Here is a 15,218-nt window from a genome sequence, read left to right on the forward strand (position 1 = left end):
AGTGGCCGGCAGCGACGGAACATTCCGCCCGTGCGGTAACGCGATGTAACGGCAAATGCGCGCAGCGCGCGGGCAGCGTCATTCCTCTTCGACGACGTTGCCGTTGCGGTTGGGCGCCAGGATTTCACGGTTGCCGTTGCCCGACATGGCGGACACGAGCCCCGCCTTTTCCATGTCTTCGAGCAGGCGTGCGGCGCGGTTGTAGCCGATGCGCAGGTGACGCTGCACCAGCGAGATCGACGCGCGGCGATTCTTGAGCACCACATCGACAGCCTGGTCGTACAGTGGATCGGCCTCGCCGCCGCCCGCACCCACAAGGCCAGCACCGCCACCAAAGCCATCGCCACCGCCCTCGCCATCGGCCACACCGCCTTCGAGAATGCCTTCGATGTAGTTCGGCTCGCCTTGCGCCTTCAGGTTATCGACGATGCGGTGGACTTCCTCGTCCGACACGAACGCGCCGTGCACGCGCACTGGCAAGCCGGTGCCCGGCGCGAGATACAGCATGTCGCCCATGCCCAGCAGCGCTTCGGCGCCCTGCTGGTCAAGGATGGTGCGCGAGTCGATCTTGCTGCTGACCTGGAACGCGATCCGCGTCGGCACGTTGGCCTTGATCAGGCCCGTAATCACGTCCACCGACGGACGCTGCGTTGCCAGCACGAGGTGGATACCGGCGGCACGCGCCTTCTGCGCAATCCGCGCGATCAGCTCTTCGACCTTCTTGCCGACCACCATCATCAGGTCGGCCAGTTCGTCGATCACGATGACAATCATCGGCAGCTTGTCGAGCGGCTCCGGCGCGTCAGGCGTCAGGCTGAACGGGTTGGGAATCTTTTCTTCGCGCGCAGCGGCTTCTTCGATCTTCTTGTTGAAGCCGGCCAGGTTTCGCACGCCCATCTTGCTCATGAGCTTGTAGCGGCGCTCCATCTCGCCCACAGCCCAGTTGAGCGCGTGGCCGGCTTGGCGCATGTCCGTCACGACTGGGCACAGCAGATGGGGAATGCCTTCGTAGATGCTCAGTTCCAGCATCTTCGGGTCGATCAGAATCAGGCGCACCGCGTCGGCCTTCGCCTTGTACAGCAGCGACAGGATCATCGCGTTGATCCCGACCGACTTACCTGAGCCCGTGGTACCAGCCACCATGCAGTGCGGCATCTTGGCCAGGTCGGCCACGACCGGCTTGCCGGCAATATCCTTGCCCAGCGCCAGCGTGAGCTGCGATGCGCTCTCGTTGTAGACCTGCGAGCCGAGAATCTCCGACAGGCGCACCGCTTGGCGCTTCGGGTTCGGCAGCTCCAGGCCCATGCAGTTCTTGCCTGGAATTGTCTCCACCACGCGGATCGACACCAACGACAGCGAACGCGCCAGGTCCTTCGCCAGGTTGACGATCTGGCTGCCCTTGACGCCCGTGGCGGGCTCGATTTCGTAGCGCGTGATGACCGGGCCCGGATAGGCCGCCACCACCTGCACTTCCACGCCGAAATCCTTGAGCTTCTTCTCGATCAGGCGCGAGGTGAATTCCAGCGTCTCGGCGCTCACGGTTTCCACAACCGGCGGAATCGGATCGAGCAGCGCGAGCGGGGGCAGGTCGGAATCGTGAATGTCGACAAACAGCGGCTGCTGCTTCTCGCGCTCCACGCGCTCGCTCTTGACCACGGCGGTCGGGCGCACGATCTGCACCGGCGGCGATTCTTCAATGCGCACGCGGCGGGTTTCGACCACTTCCTCGCGCTCGACCTTGGCCGCCTCGCCGATGGCGCGGTCCTGTTTGCTCTCGCGGCGCGTCTTGAAGCCGACGAACAGCATCTCGACGCCGGCGCCGATCTGCTCGGCCAGGTTCAGCCACGAGAAATGGAAGAACAGCGACAGCCCGACCAGGAACGTAAACAGCAGCGCCAGCGTGCCGCCGGTAAAGCCCAGCGAATGCTGCATCGCCCCGCCGATCACATCGCCCAGCACGCCGCCCGGCGCACGCGGCAGCTTCATGTGCAGCGAGTACATGCGGATGGCTTCCAAACCCATGCTGGAAGCCAGGATGAGCGCAAAGCCGATCCACGTGACACTGGCATCAACGCGCGGCATGGAGGTGCGCGGCAGGCGTTCGTCCGACATCAGCTCGCGCCAGCCGCGCCAGACCTTGCGCACGAGCAGCACCGCCCACCAGTAGGCGGACGCGCCAAAGACAAACAGCAGCAGATCGGCCAGCCACGCGCCCACGCGGCCGCCCAGGTTGCGGATTTCGTCGACCTGGCTGGCGTGGGTGAAACCGGGATCGGCGCGGTTGTATGACAGGAGAATGATCAGGAAGGCGATGGTCACCGCCAGCAACAGGAACCAGCGGACCTCCCCCAGCAGCCGCCCAATGCGGGACGGCAGTGCGGACGGATCGGTGCGGGTTGTCGGAGTGGTGGAAGCTCGAGCCATGCGGGAGACGGGTGCGCCGCTTGGACGAGGCCGCGCGGCTTGGGACAGCACAAATACGATGCCAACGATTGTAACGCGGCCCTATCACCGCCATTGGAATTTACAACCGGGCGGACGAGGGGGTGCCACTTTATAATGGCGCCCATCACCCTCACCTAGCCTGCACGGCGGCGCTCCACCCCTCGTGCCGCGCACACTCAGAACGCATCATGGCAAAACACGCAAAAGTGCTGATCCTTGGCTCCGGCCCCGCCGGCTACACGGCCGCGATTTACGCTGCCCGGGCCAACCTGAACCCGGTGCTGGTCACCGGCCTGGCGCAGGGCGGCCAGCTCATGACCACCACCGACGTGGAAAACTGGCCCGCTGACAAGGAACACCTGCAGGGCCCCGAGTTGATGCAGCGCTTCCTGGAGCACGCTGAGCGTTTCAAGACCGAAGTGCTGTTCGACCACATCCACACCGCGCATCTGAAGGAAAAGCCGATCCGCCTGGTGGGCGATTCTGGCGAATACACCTGCGACGCGCTGATCGTCTCCACCGGCGCTTCGGCCCAATACCTGGGCCTGCCGTCGGAAGAAGCCTTTGCGGGCCGCGGCGTGTCTGCATGCGCCACGTGCGACGGCTTCTTCTACAAGGGCCAGGAAGTGGCCGTGGTGGGCGGCGGCAACACCGCCGTGGAAGAAGCGCTTTACCTGGCCAACATCGCCAGCAAGGTCACGCTCATCCACCGCCGCGACAAGTTCCGCGCCGAACCGATCCTGATCGACCGACTGCATGAGCAGGAGAAGAAAGGCAAGATCGAGATCAAGACCAACATGGTGCTCGATGAAATCCTGGGCGATGAATCCGGCGTGACGGGCGCCCGCCTGAAAGGCACGCACGAGAACGAAGGCAAGACCGAAGAGATCAAGCTGGCGGGCGTGTTCATCGCCATCGGCCACAAGCCGAACACCGACATCTTCCGCGGCCAGCTCGACATGAACGACACGGGCTATATCCGCACGAAGAGCGGCCTGGACGGCATGGCCACGGCCACCAACATCCCGGGCGTTTTCGCCGCCGGCGACGTGCAGGACCACATCTACCGCCAGGCCATCACCAGCGCCGGCACGGGATGCATGGCAGCACTGGACGCCCAGCGCTACCTGGAAAGCCTGGAATAAGCTGCACCGCCCCGGGTTTCCCGGGCGCAAACAACGCGGCCGATGGGTGACCATCGGCCGCGTTGCCATGTGCGGCACCTTCGTATAATCGACACACGCCCCACCCCGGTGTGCTCGCCTGCCTTCACCATGAAACGCGCCCCTTCCCCCGCCAACAAGCTCAGCCTGACCGATCTGGCCGGCCTGCGTGACCAGCTCAAGCATGAGACGCAAGCACGCGAAGCCGAACGCCAGCGCGCCGAAGCCGCCGCACGCAAGGCGGCCGAAGAAGCCAACGTGTTCCGTGCCAGCATCGGCGAGGTCAGCGCGCTGCGCCAGAACAAGCGCGTCGAACATCCGCGCAATCCGCCCGCGCCCGAACCCGTGCACTCGCGCGCCGAAGAGCAGACCGTGCTGCGCGATTCCCTGTCGGATGAATTCGACGTGGACAACTTACTCGAGACCGACGACACGCTGTCCTACCGGCGCCCCGGCATTGGCGACGACGTGCTCAAAAAGCTGCGCCGCGGCGAGTGGGCCACGCAAGACCAGATCGACCTGCACGGCATGCGCCGCGAAGAAGCCCGCGAGGCGCTGGCCGCCTTCCTGCGCCGTGCCGTGCAGCGTGGCATCCGCTGTGTGCGCGTGATCCACGGCAAGGGACTCGGCTCGCCCGACAAAACGCCGGTGCTCAAGGGCAAGGTACGCTCGTGGCTGGTGCAGAAGGAAGAGGTGATCGCCTTCGTCGAGCCGCGCAACACGGCGGGCGGCGCGGGCGCGGTGCTGGTGCTGCTGCGCCAGCCGTACGGCTCCTGACGCGCAGCCCTCCTTACACCTGCTCACAACAAGAACAACACGCACATGCACGTGACCCGCCTGCAGTTGGTGATGCACTGGGTGGAGATCCTCGCGGTCTTCTCGTTTGCCATCTCGGGACTGGCCGAAGCCAAACGGCGCCGGCTCGATGCCGTGGGCGCGTTCATCGTCGCGTTCCTGACCGCGTTTGGCGGCGGCACGCTGCGCGATCTACTGCTGGATCGGCGGCCCTTCTACTGGATCGAGCACGAGCAATACCTGCTCGCGCTGTTCGTGATGAGCCTGTTCGCCAACTGGGTGATCCGGCTGGTGAGCCAGCTGGTGTCCGATCGCGTGCTGATCGTGGCCGACGCCATCGGCATGGGGCTCTTTGGTGTGCTCGGCACGCAACTGGCGCTTGATGCGGGCGTGCCGATCTTTGTGTCGGTGATGATGGGCGTGATCACGGCGGCCTTTGGCGGCCTGCTGCGCGATGTGGTCTGCAATGAAGTCCCCATGCTGCTGCGGGACAATCACCCGTACGCAACGTGCGCGTTTCTCGGGTGCTTCCTCTACGTCGGGCTGACGCAGACGGACCTGCTGCCAAGCGTGTCCGTGGTGATCGCCACGCTGGCGATCGTGATCGGCCGGCTGGTGACGCTGCGCTGGAACATCACCCTGCCGCGTTGATCAGGCGCTGACCGGCGCGAGCGCGCCGGCCACGGGCAGCGGCTTCAGACCGCTGCTTCGTCCTTCTCACCGGTGCGGATGCGGATCACCTGCTCCACCGGCATCACGAAGATCTTGCCGTCGCCGATCTTGCCGGTCTTTGCTGCCTTGACGATCGTGTCGATCACGTTTTCGACCTGGCTTTCGGCCACCACCACCTCGATCTTGATCTTCGGCAAGAAGTCGACCACGTATTCCGCACCGCGATACAGCTCGGTGTGCCCCTTCTGGCGGCCGAAACCCTTGACCTCAGTGACGGTCAGGCCGGTCACCCCCACGTCGGCGAGCGACTCGCGCACTTCGTCCAGTTTGAAGGGCTTGATGATGGCGGTGATCTGTTTCATGGGTGTCTCGCTCACTAGTTGGTGAAGTATTCAAGCGTCCAATAATACTGGAGCCGGTTAATGCGCACATCCTGGGCGATGCCGGCCACCGTTTGCAGCAGCGTCGGATCGTCGGGAAAGTTCTTCAGCACATCATGTTCGCTGCCATCGCGCAAGGGGCGGCGCTGCCACGTGTTGCCATGTTGGTCGCTGTAGGCAATGGGCGTGCTGGAGCCAAACACATACAGGTTGTCGAACCACAGCACACGCACGCCGGGCCCCAGCGCGCGATGCAGCCGTTCGACGTGCTGGCGCAAATGCTGCAGCGGCACATGCGACCACCAGCAGCCCGCCGTCATCACGTCAAACGTGCCGGGCGCGAACGGCAGCGCATCGTTGTCCGCGCGCACAAACGACGCCCCGGCGATGCCTTTGCCACGCGCAACGCGCAGCACGGTGTCGTTGTAATCCGCGCAGACGATGCTGCGCGCATCGGTCATCGGCTCGGCCCAGAAACCGGTGCCGCACGCGAGATCCAGCACCCGCGCGCCGCGCGTCAGATCATGCACGCGCGCCTTCAACCGCGCCAAATCGCCCTGCCGCTCGGGCTTCGTATAGATGCGCTCATATTCAGGGGCGCGCTTGGCGTAGTAATCGAGCATGCCGGGGGCTTACTCTTTGAAGCGCGACGTAATCGGATACCGCCAGTCGCGCCCGAACGCCCGCGGCGTCACGCGGATGCCCACCGGCGCCTGACGCCGCTTGTATTCATTGATCTTGATGAGGCGCACGATCTTCTGCACGTCGGCCTCGGCAAACCCGGCCGCGATGATGTCGGCCACCGGCTGGTTCTGCTCCATGTAGCGCTGCACGATGGCGTCGAGCGCATCGTATTCGGGCAGGCTGTCCTGGTCGGTCTGGTTCTCGCGCAGCTCGGCCGATGGTGCGCGGGTCAAGATGCGCTCCGGAATCACCTCCGACAACGAATTGCGGTAGCGGCACAGTCGGTAGACCAGCGTCTTGAAGATATCCTTGATCACGGCAAAACCGCCGGCCATGTCGCCGTACAGCGTGCAGTAGCCGACCGCTATTTCACTCTTGTTGCCGGTCGTCAGCACGATCCGGCCGCTCTTGTTGGACAGTGCCATCAGCAGCGTGCCGCGAATGCGCGCCTGGATGTTCTCTTCCGTCGCATCTTCGGGCAGCCCGCGGAACTCCTCCGCCAAGGCACCCTTGAATGCGTCGAACATCGGGCTGATGGCGATTTCGTCGTACTGCACGCCCAGCCGGGCCGCCATGTCGCGCGCATCCACCCACGAGATATCTGCCGTGTAACGCGAGGGCATCATGACCGCGCGCACGCGATCCGCGCCCAGCGCGTCGACGGCAATCGCCAGCACCAACGCTGAATCGACGCCACCCGACAAGCCGATGATTGCGCCCGGGAAGCCATTCTTGCCGAGGTAGTCGCGCACGCCCAGCTTGAGCGCTTCGTATACCTGGGCTTCCAGCGGAGGCTCCGGGACGATCGTGCCCGGCAGCGCGCGTCCGCCGTCGAACTGCACGTAGCCCACGCCCTCGACAAACTGCCCCATCCGCAAGACGACGTTGCCTTCGGCATCGAGCACGAACGAGCCCCCGTCGAACACGAGTTCATCCTGCCCGCCGACGAGGTTTGCATACACATGCGGCAATCCCGATTCCTTCACACGGGCACCGATGATCCGCTCGCGCAGGTCTTCCTTGTCGAGGTGGTACGGCGAGGCGTTGGGGATCAACACAACCTGCGCGCCGGCGGCCTTGGCATAGGCCGTGGCCGTGGCGTACCAGGCGTCTTCGCAGATGATGACGCCGAAGCGCGTGCCGTCCACTTCGAACACAAAGGGCTCGGTGCCGGGCTGAAAGTAGCGCTTCTCGTCAAAGACCTCGTTGTTGGGCAGTTCAAGCTTGTCGTACCGGCCGACCACACGGCCGTCAAGGGCCACTGTGGCGCTATTGGTGGGCTTGGGCAGCACGCCGGGCGCTGGGGCTTCCAGCGAGAGTTGTGGGTGCCCGATCAGCACGTGCAAGCCCGGGAATGCCGCCAGCTCGGCGATGAGCGCATCGAGCGCGCGTGCGCTGGCGTCGATGAACGCCGGGCGCAGCAGCAGGTCTTCGGGCGGATAGCCCGTGAGCGACAGTTCCGGCGTGAGCAGGATGCGCGCACCAGCCTGGTGCGCTTCGCGCGCGGCGGCGACAATGCGGGCAGCATTGCCGGCGAAATCGCCGACGGTGCAGTTGATCTGGGCGAGAGCGACAGAGACGGTCATGGGGGCAATGTGGATTGCAAGCGCGGCATCCGAAGCTCGAATTAGAATCGGCGGCATGACCTCTCGCCCCCTTGCTCCCGAGCCTCAAGCGCGCGCTGGTTCGCGACACGAATTGACCGATTATCGCACGCGACTTGTGACCGATCTGCGTGACATCGGCCGCGATGCCTGGGATGCCCTGCTCGCCCTGCAGCCCGAGGCAACGCCTTTTCTGCGCTTCGATTTCCTGCACGCCCTGCATGCGAGCGGCAGCGCGTCGCCCGACACCGGCTGGTCGCCGCAATACCTGACACTGTGGCAAGACGGCCCCGACGGTGAAGTGCTCGCCGCCGCTGTGCCGCTGTATGTGAAAGGTCACTCCTATGGCGAGTACGTCTTCGACTGGGCCTGGGCCAATGCGTACGCGCAGCACGGGCTCGAGTACTACCCGAAATGGCTGTCGGCCATCCCTTTTACGCCGGTGCAGGGCGCGCGGCTGCTGGCGCGGGATGCGGCTGCGCGCGCAGCGCTGGTCGAAACGTTGCTGGCAGTTGCGCGCCAGAGCGCGTTGTCATCGCTGCATGTGCTGTTTCCCACTGCCGACGAAGCCGAGCAACTGCACGCCGCAGGCATGCTGCTGCGGCAAGGGGTGCAGTTCCACTGGTGCAATCCGGGCTTTGCAAGCTTCGACGATTTTCTGGGCGCGCTGGAACAGAAGAAGCGCAAAAATATCCGCGCCGAGCGCCGCCGCGTGCACGACGCCGGTATCACGTTCCGCCACGTGCCCGGCGCAGCCGCGACGGACGCGGACTGGCGCTTCTTCCACCGCTGCTATCGCACCACCTACCGCGAGCATCACTCGTCACCGTATCTAAACCTGGAGTTCTTCCGCCAGATCGGGCAGACGATGCCGGAAAACCTCCTGCTGGTGATTGCCTCGCGTGATGGCAATGACATCGCCAGCGCGCTGCTGGTGATCGACATGCGCCCCGAGGCGTCCGTCATGTACGGCCGCTACTGGGGCGCGATCGAGCATCACCCCTGCCTGCACTTTGAGACGGCGTATTACCAGCCGTTGACGTACTGCATCGCGCACGGCATCCGCACGTTCGAAGGCGGAGCGCAAGGCGAACACAAGATGGCGCGCGGCTTCGAGCCCGTGGCGACGCTGTCGGCACACTGGCTGGCGCACCCCGCATTTGCCGATGCCGTGGGCAGGTTCCTCGACCGCGAAACGGCCGGCATGGAAGCGTATCTGGACGAACTGACGGACCGCTCCCCGTTCAGGCAGCGGCCGGGATCGGATTAGCAGCGGGAAAACAGCGGAGGCGGGAAAGACAGCGTCCGCACGAACGGCGGACGCGAAGGTGCAGCTTAGTGCTCGGCAGGTTTCTGCTGGGCGATCACGCAGTGTGCGGCGTTCGAATCAACCGCCATGGAGGGAACAGCCATGGAGGGCGATGCGACGGCACGCTCGCCAGCGTGGGCTGCGTCCGGTGGCCCAACCAGCAGCGCCCACGCGGTGAATGCGGCCATGGCCACGGCGGAGAGCACGGGAACGACAACGGTCTTGTTCAACATCGCAGTACCGGGGGTTGGAGTCAAACTTGCCCGGGAGTCTAGAGGGGTCGTTTCCGGTGGGCAAATGAGCGTTTCTTAAATCTCTGTGTAGCAGAACTACCGGGCGGTAAGTATGCGCTATGCGTGAAAAATATCATGGAACGCATACAACGGGCCCACCCGGCCGCAGATGGCGCCCCGATGCGAGTCGACGAATCTCCGTGCGTTACATCGATGACGGCTTTGCAAAGAAAAAATCCCGGCACTCCATCCGGAGGCCGGGATTTGTCAGACATGCCGTACGGCAAAATCCTGAAACAGCTTACTTCTTATAGTTGGCAACGCCGTCGGCGATTTCCTTGTGGGCTTCTTCAATACCGCCCCAGCCTTCGACCTTGACCCACTTGCCGGCTTCCAGCGCCTTGTAGTGCTCGAAGAAGTGCTTGATCTGGTCCAGCAGGTTCTGGCCGATGTCCGACAGGTCGGTCACGTGGGCCGTCGCCGGGCTCAGCTTGTTGACAGGCACGGCAACCAGCTTGGCGTCCACACCGGATTCATCCGTCATCTTCAGCATGCCCAGGGCACGGCAGCGCACCACGCAACCGTGGATGAGCGGGAACGGCGTGACGACCAGCACGTCGACCGGGTCACCGTCGCCCGAGAGCGTCTGCGGGATGAAGCCGTAGTTGGCCGGGTAGCGCATGCCGGTGCCAACGAAGCGGTCTACGAACAGCAGGCCGGTTTCCTTGTCGGCTTCGTACTTGACCGGGTCGCTCTGCGCCGGGATCTCGATGATGACGTTGAAATCGTTGGGGATGTCCTTGCCCGGCGAGACGTTGTTGAAGCTCATGGAAATGCTCCGGAATGCGCGAAGTGCGTAAAAACGCGACGCAAATGGTTGGAAAGAAGCGTGAAAAACTGTCGGCGGGCATTATAGCCCCTCACACTCGGACGCTTGCCCTACCCCGGCCGCACCCGTGCGAAAATCGGGCGTTGCCGATCTTTTGCAGGAACCCCCCATGCATGCCCAGCACTTCATCGCCAACCGTCTGATGTCGCCCGATTCGGGGCTGCGCATCAAGGTGTTCGATCCGTCCGACGGCCAATCCTTTGCCGAGATTGCGCGCGGCAACGCCACCGACATCAACGTGGCAGTGCATGCCGCGCGGCGGGCGTTCGAAGGCGTGTGGGGTCAACTGGCGCCGGCCGAGCGCGGCCGTGTGCTGATGCGCGTAGCCCTGCGCCTGGCCGATCACGAGGAAGAACTCGCCCGCCTGGAAGCCCGCGACACCGGCAAGCCCATGCGCCAGGCGCGCGCCGATGCCCGCGCCGTCGCCCGCTACTTCGAGTTCTACGCCGGCGCCGCCGACAAGCTCCACGGGCAGACCATCCCCTACCCGGCCGATACCACCGTGCTGACCGTGCGCGAGCCGCATGGCGTGACCGCGCACATCATCCCGTGGAATTACCCGATGCAGATCTTCGGGCGCAGCGTGGGCGCCGCATTGGCGGCCGGCAACGCGTGCGTGGTCAAGCCGGCGGAAGACGCGTGCCTGTCGGTCCTGCGCGTGGCGGAGCTGGCCGCCGAGGCCGGCCTGCCCGATGGCGCACTCAACATCGTGACCGGCTATGGCCACGAAGCCGGCGCGGCTCTGGCGGCGCACCCCGGGATCAACCATGTGTCGTTCACGGGGTCGCCGGAAACGGGCAAGGCCATTGTGCGAGCGGCCGCCGAAAACCACGTGCCCGTCACGCTGGAACTGGGCGGCAAATCTCCGCAGATCGTGTTTGCCGATGCCGATCTGGAAGCGGCCATTCCGGCCGTGGTGAACGGCATCATCCAGAACGCCGGCCAGACCTGCTCTGCAGGCAGCCGCGTACTGATCGAGCGCAGCATCTACGAGGCAATGCTGGACCGGCTCGCCATGGTGTTCGAATCGATCAGGGTCGGCCCGTCGTCGCTGGATCTGGATTGCGGCCCGCTCATCAACCCCAAGCAGCAGCAGCGCGTGTGGGATTTCGTCTCGGATGCGCAGCACGCCAACATTCCGGTGATGGCGCAGGGCCAGGTGGTGCCTGAGGCGCCCGAGACCGGCTATTACCAGGCGCCAATGCTGCTGCGGGATGTACCCCACACGCACCGCCTCGCCCAGCAGGAAGTGTTCGGTCCGCTGCTGGCCGCCATGCCGTTCGACACCGAAGCCGAAGCGCTGGCCCTGGCCAACGGCACACCGTACGGCCTGGTGGCCGGCGTATGGACAAACGACGGTGGCCGCCAGATGCGCCTTGCGCGCAAGCTCAGGGCCGGCCAGGTCTTCATCAACAATTACGGCGCGGGCGGCGGCGTTGAACTGCCCTTCGGCGGAACGGGCCACTCGGGGCACGGGCGCGAAAAGGGCTTCGAAGCGCTCTACGGCTTTACCACGCTCAAGACCATCGCCATCCGCCACGGCTAAGGCACAACGCAACATTCCACCCACAACACGAGGAGACACCATGCGGCTTGCCGGCAAGATTGCCATCGTCACGGGCGCGGGTTCAGGCTTTGGCGAGGGTATCGCCAACACCTTTGCCCGCGAAGGCGCACGCGTCGTCGTCAACGACTTGAATGCGGAGGCCGGTGAGCGTGTAGCCAGCGCCATTCGCGTGGCCGGCGGCGATGCGCATTTCGTGCAGGCTGACGTCTCCAATGGCGATTCCGTCGCCAAGCTGCTGGGCGCCACGCTGGCGCGCTATGGCGATCTGCACATCGTCGTGAACAATGCCGGCACCACGCATAAGAACAAGCCGTTGCTGCAGATCACCGAAGACGAGTTCGACCGCGTGATGGCTGTCAACGTGAAGAGCATTTACTGGACGGCACATCACATCGTCCCGCACTTCCGGGAGCGCGGCGGCGGCGTGTTCGTCAATGTGGCGTCCACCGCTGGCATCCGGCCGCGGCCCGGGCTCGTCTGGTACAACGCCAGCAAGGGCGCCGTCATCACAGCCAGCAAGGCGATGGCGGCCGAGCTGGGCCCCGACAAGATCCGCGTGAACTGCGTGAACCCGGTAATGGGTGCTACGGGCCTCATTGAGCAGTTCATGGGCGTACCCGACACCCCCGAGAACCGCGCGCGCTTCCTGGCGACGATCCCGATGGGGCGGCTCTCCACGCCGCAGGATGTGGCCAACGCATGCCTGTACTTGGCGTCGGACGAAGCCGAGTTCATTACCGGCGCGTGCCTGGAGGTGGACGGCGGGCGCTGCGTATAAACCCTGCCGGCGGGCGTCTTGGCGCGCCCGTCCGAGAAGCGCAGAATGCTGTGGCGGTTTTCCAGGCCGAGGTAGGTAACGAGGAGCACTCGGCCTGAACTCACAATAACTCTGGAGACCCGATGGCCACCACCACCCCACCCACCTCACCGGTCGGCGGCGCAGGCACGCTGCCACCCCAGTCCGCAAGTGCATTTGAAGAAGCCACCTACCGCAAAGTGACGTGGCGCCTGGTTCCGTTCCTGCTGCTGTGCTACGTGGTCGCGTATCTCGATCGCGTCAACGTGGGCTTTGCCAAGCTGCAGATGCTCAACGACCTCAAGTTCAGCGAGACCATCTACGGGCTCGGCGCCGGCATCTTCTTCATCGGTTACTTCCTCTTTGAAGTGCCGAGCAACGTGATCCTGCACCGCGTGGGCGCACGCATCTGGATCGCGCGGATCATGATCTCGTGGGGCATCATCTCGGCGGCCATGATGTTCGTGACCACGCCGGCCATGTTCTACGTGATGCGCTTCCTGCTGGGGCTGGCAGAAGCCGGCTTCTTCCCGGGGATCATCCTGTACCTCACGTATTGGTATCCGGCGCAGCGGCGCGGGCGCACCACCACCTTCTTCATGACGGCAATTGCGCTGTCGGGCGTGATCGGCGGCCCCATCTCGGGCTGGGCGATGAAGGCGTTTGCCGGCGTCTACGGCCTGGCCGGCTGGCAGTGGATGTTCCTGATCGAAGGCATTCCGTCGATCATCGTCGGCATCGTCGTGCTGGCGTATCTGGACGACCGCATCAGCCACGCGAAGTGGCTGACTGACGAAGAGAAGGCGCTGCTCGCGCGCAACATCGCCGCGGAAGACGCCGAGAAGGAAGACCCGCCCATCCGCACCGTCATGGCCAGCCCGCGCGTATGGCTGATGAGCCTGATCTACTTCACCTTCGTGATGGGCCTGTATGGCGTGAGCTTCTGGCTGCCGACGCTGATCAAGCAGACCGGCGTGGCCGATCCGTTCTCGGTCGGCCTGCTGACGGCGATTCCGTACGGCGCAGCAGTCGTCGCGATGGTCCTGGTGGCACGCAGCGCCGATCGCCTGCGCGAGCGCCGCTGGCACATCGCGATTCCCGCAGTGGTGGGCGCGGTCGGGCTCGTACTGTCAGCCGTCTGGCACACCGACACCATGCTGGCCATGGCCGCACTCACGCTCGGCACCATGGGCATCCTGACCACGTTACCGCTGTTCTGGAGCCTGCCGACTGCGTTCCTGGCCGGCACCGGTGCCGCCGCCGGCATTGCGCTCATCAATTCGCTGGGCAACCTCGCGGGCTTCCTGAGCCCCTACGCCGTCGGCTGGCTGAAAGACGCCACGCAGAGCACCGATTCGGGCATGTACATGCTGGCCACGTCGATGGTGCTGGGTGCGATCCTCACGCTTTCCGTACCAGCACGGATGGTGAACAAATAGGCGCCGTCACCAGCAAGAAAAAAGGCCGGGATGATCCCGGTCTTTTCTCATTTCACGGCAAGCAATGCGCTTTGCCGATAGTGGCGCTGGGCGTCTTCCATGCGCTCCGTCTGCTCGAACATCTGTGCAAGCGCCAGATGCGCATGGGCGCGCAGGCTGCCGGAGTGATCGGCATCGGCATATTTCAGTGCCGACTCCAGGTTCGACTGCGCCTTGCCCCAGAGCTGCTCCTTGAAGCACAGCATGCCAAGCGTGTAGAACAGTTCGGCATCCACCGGATGCTGGGCGAGCCATTTCTCTGCTTGCTGGATCAGCGGCAGCGCCTTGCCCGGCACTGCGCAATCGGCATAGCGGCGGATCAGGCGGCCATCCCAATGGGTCTTCAGGCCCTCTTCGACGATGCGCTTGGCATCATCGGTGCGACCGAGTTGCGCGAAGTACAGCGCCGCCTGCGAAGCGATGCGCGGCGAACGGCGTTCTTCCGTGGTCAACTCGCGCCAGAAGCCGTTCAGGGCATCGGCATCGTGGCGGCGCTCGGCCAGCAGCGTTTCACAGGCCATCTGCTTGAGTCGTGCGGCCAGCACGGAATGGATGGCGTTGCGCTTTTCCAGTGCACGCGTCAGGCGCAGCACCTCGCTCCAGTTCTTCAGATGCTGGTGAGCACGCAAGGCAATGCGTTGCGCCTGAATCTGCCGCGCCCCCTGCGATTGCAGTTGCGCGATCTTCTCGAGCGCGCCTTCCGCATCGCGAGCGTCAACCAGCAGTTCGGCCATCGACACAAGCTTCGCCTGCTCACGATCGGGCGAGGACACTTCGGCCATCCACGCGTCGCGGCGCTCGGTCTCCTGCATGCGGTGCGCGGCACGGGCACCGATCAGCGCGGCCGTCTCGCGCTGAGGCTCCCACGCCTGGGCTTCTCGCGCCTGGCGCTCCGCATGGCCGAAGCGGCCGGCAAACAGGCTTTCCATTGCTTCACGCAGCGCCGCCGATGCCTTCAGGATGCGGTTGCGCTCGCGATACGCCGCTGCACGCGCCGGCATACCCGCCACATGGTGGAAAAGGCGCATCACGAGATGCAGCACCACGAACGTCGCCAGCAGCGCAGCCAGCACGAAGTTGAGCGACATCTCCACCCGGTACGGCGGGTAGAACAGCACGACGTTGCTCAGATTGAGTTCGGTAAACAGCGCCAGCCCCACGGCGGCGGCAAACAGGAGCGCGACCCAGAATACCCAGCGCATG

The 15,218-nt window shown here is 64.6% G+C and carries 14 protein-coding genes; 7 read left to right on the plus strand and 7 right to left on the minus strand.

Annotated features, from left to right (window positions below; genetic code table 11):
* Positions 1 to 78: 78 nt before the first annotated feature.
* Complete coding sequence (locus ACUXH0_RS04090; protein ID WP_182593724.1) at positions 79 to 2,424, minus strand: DNA translocase FtsK; 2,346 nt, start codon at positions 2,422 to 2,424, stop codon at positions 79 to 81.
* 209 nt (positions 2,425 to 2,633) lie between these two features.
* Between ACUXH0_RS04090 and trxB the strand changes: the two genes are divergently transcribed.
* The 3 genes from trxB to ACUXH0_RS04105 all read left to right on the plus strand — a co-directional run bounded on the left by trxB (position 2,634) and on the right by ACUXH0_RS04105 (position 5,054).
* Positions 2,634 to 3,590, plus strand: a complete 957-nt coding sequence (gene trxB, locus ACUXH0_RS04095) for a thioredoxin-disulfide reductase (RefSeq protein ID WP_004631290.1) — start codon at positions 2,634 to 2,636, stop codon at positions 3,588 to 3,590.
* A gap of 129 nt (positions 3,591 to 3,719) precedes the next feature.
* The gene (locus tag ACUXH0_RS04100) at positions 3,720 to 4,385 is read left to right on the plus strand and encodes a Smr/MutS family protein (RefSeq protein WP_004631291.1); all 666 of its coding nucleotides are present in this window, start codon (positions 3,720 to 3,722) and stop codon (positions 4,383 to 4,385) included.
* 45 nt (positions 4,386 to 4,430) lie between these two features.
* Entirely contained in the window at positions 4,431 to 5,054 is a 624-nt protein-coding gene (locus ACUXH0_RS04105) for a trimeric intracellular cation channel family protein (RefSeq protein WP_004631292.1), read from the plus strand.
* Positions 5,055 to 5,098: 44 nt separating this feature from the next.
* Here ACUXH0_RS04105 and ACUXH0_RS04110 read toward each other — a convergent pair whose 3' ends face one another.
* From ACUXH0_RS04110 to ACUXH0_RS04120, 3 genes are read right to left on the minus strand one after another with little or no spacing between them, the layout of a single operon-like run.
* Positions 5,099 to 5,437 (minus strand): P-II family nitrogen regulator, encoded by a 339-nt coding sequence (locus ACUXH0_RS04110; RefSeq protein WP_004631293.1) that lies wholly within the window; start codon positions 5,435 to 5,437, stop codon positions 5,099 to 5,101.
* Positions 5,438 to 5,451: 14 nt separating this feature from the next.
* Complete coding sequence (locus tag ACUXH0_RS04115) at positions 5,452 to 6,078, minus strand: class I SAM-dependent methyltransferase (protein ID WP_004631294.1); 627 nt, start codon at positions 6,076 to 6,078, stop codon at positions 5,452 to 5,454.
* A gap of 9 nt (positions 6,079 to 6,087) precedes the next feature.
* Positions 6,088 to 7,725 (minus strand): NAD+ synthase, encoded by a 1,638-nt coding sequence (locus ACUXH0_RS04120; RefSeq protein ID WP_009241239.1) that lies wholly within the window; start codon positions 7,723 to 7,725, stop codon positions 6,088 to 6,090.
* 55 nt (positions 7,726 to 7,780) lie between these two features.
* Here ACUXH0_RS04120 and ACUXH0_RS04125 point away from each other — a divergent pair, with 55 nt between their 5' ends.
* On the plus strand, positions 7,781 to 9,013 hold the full coding sequence (locus ACUXH0_RS04125; protein ID WP_009241240.1) for a GNAT family N-acetyltransferase: 1,233 nt from the start codon (positions 7,781 to 7,783) through the stop codon (positions 9,011 to 9,013).
* A 65-nt stretch (positions 9,014 to 9,078) separates the two neighbouring features.
* On the opposite strand, the gene ACUXH0_RS04130 is transcribed toward ACUXH0_RS04125, so the two are convergent.
* Positions 9,079 to 9,285, minus strand: coding sequence for a hypothetical protein (locus tag ACUXH0_RS04130; RefSeq protein WP_009277435.1), 207 nt, complete (start codon positions 9,283 to 9,285; stop codon positions 9,079 to 9,081).
* A 301-nt stretch (positions 9,286 to 9,586) separates the two neighbouring features.
* Entirely contained in the window at positions 9,587 to 10,114 is a 528-nt protein-coding gene (ppa, locus tag ACUXH0_RS04135; protein ID WP_009241241.1) for an inorganic diphosphatase, read from the minus strand.
* A 169-nt stretch (positions 10,115 to 10,283) separates the two neighbouring features.
* Between ppa and ACUXH0_RS04140 the strand changes: the two genes are divergently transcribed.
* The 3 genes from ACUXH0_RS04140 to ACUXH0_RS04150 all read left to right on the plus strand — a co-directional run bounded on the left by ACUXH0_RS04140 (position 10,284) and on the right by ACUXH0_RS04150 (position 13,976).
* Entirely contained in the window at positions 10,284 to 11,720 is a 1,437-nt protein-coding gene (locus tag ACUXH0_RS04140) for an aldehyde dehydrogenase family protein (RefSeq protein ID WP_009241242.1), read from the plus strand.
* A gap of 40 nt (positions 11,721 to 11,760) precedes the next feature.
* The gene (locus ACUXH0_RS04145) at positions 11,761 to 12,519 is read left to right on the plus strand and encodes an SDR family oxidoreductase (RefSeq protein ID WP_004636373.1); all 759 of its coding nucleotides are present in this window, start codon (positions 11,761 to 11,763) and stop codon (positions 12,517 to 12,519) included.
* Positions 12,520 to 12,641: 122 nt separating this feature from the next.
* A complete protein-coding gene (locus tag ACUXH0_RS04150; RefSeq protein WP_009241243.1) occupies positions 12,642 to 13,976 on the plus strand; it encodes an MFS transporter in 1,335 nt (444 codons plus the stop codon).
* 47 nt (positions 13,977 to 14,023) lie between these two features.
* Here ACUXH0_RS04150 and ACUXH0_RS04155 read toward each other — a convergent pair whose 3' ends face one another.
* A complete protein-coding gene (locus ACUXH0_RS04155; RefSeq protein ID WP_009241244.1) occupies positions 14,024 to 15,217 on the minus strand; it encodes a heme biosynthesis protein HemY in 1,194 nt (397 codons plus the stop codon).
* Between the last annotated feature and the right edge of the window lies 1 nt (position 15,218).

This window comes from Ralstonia sp. 110700041-2 (assembly GCF_056280165.1).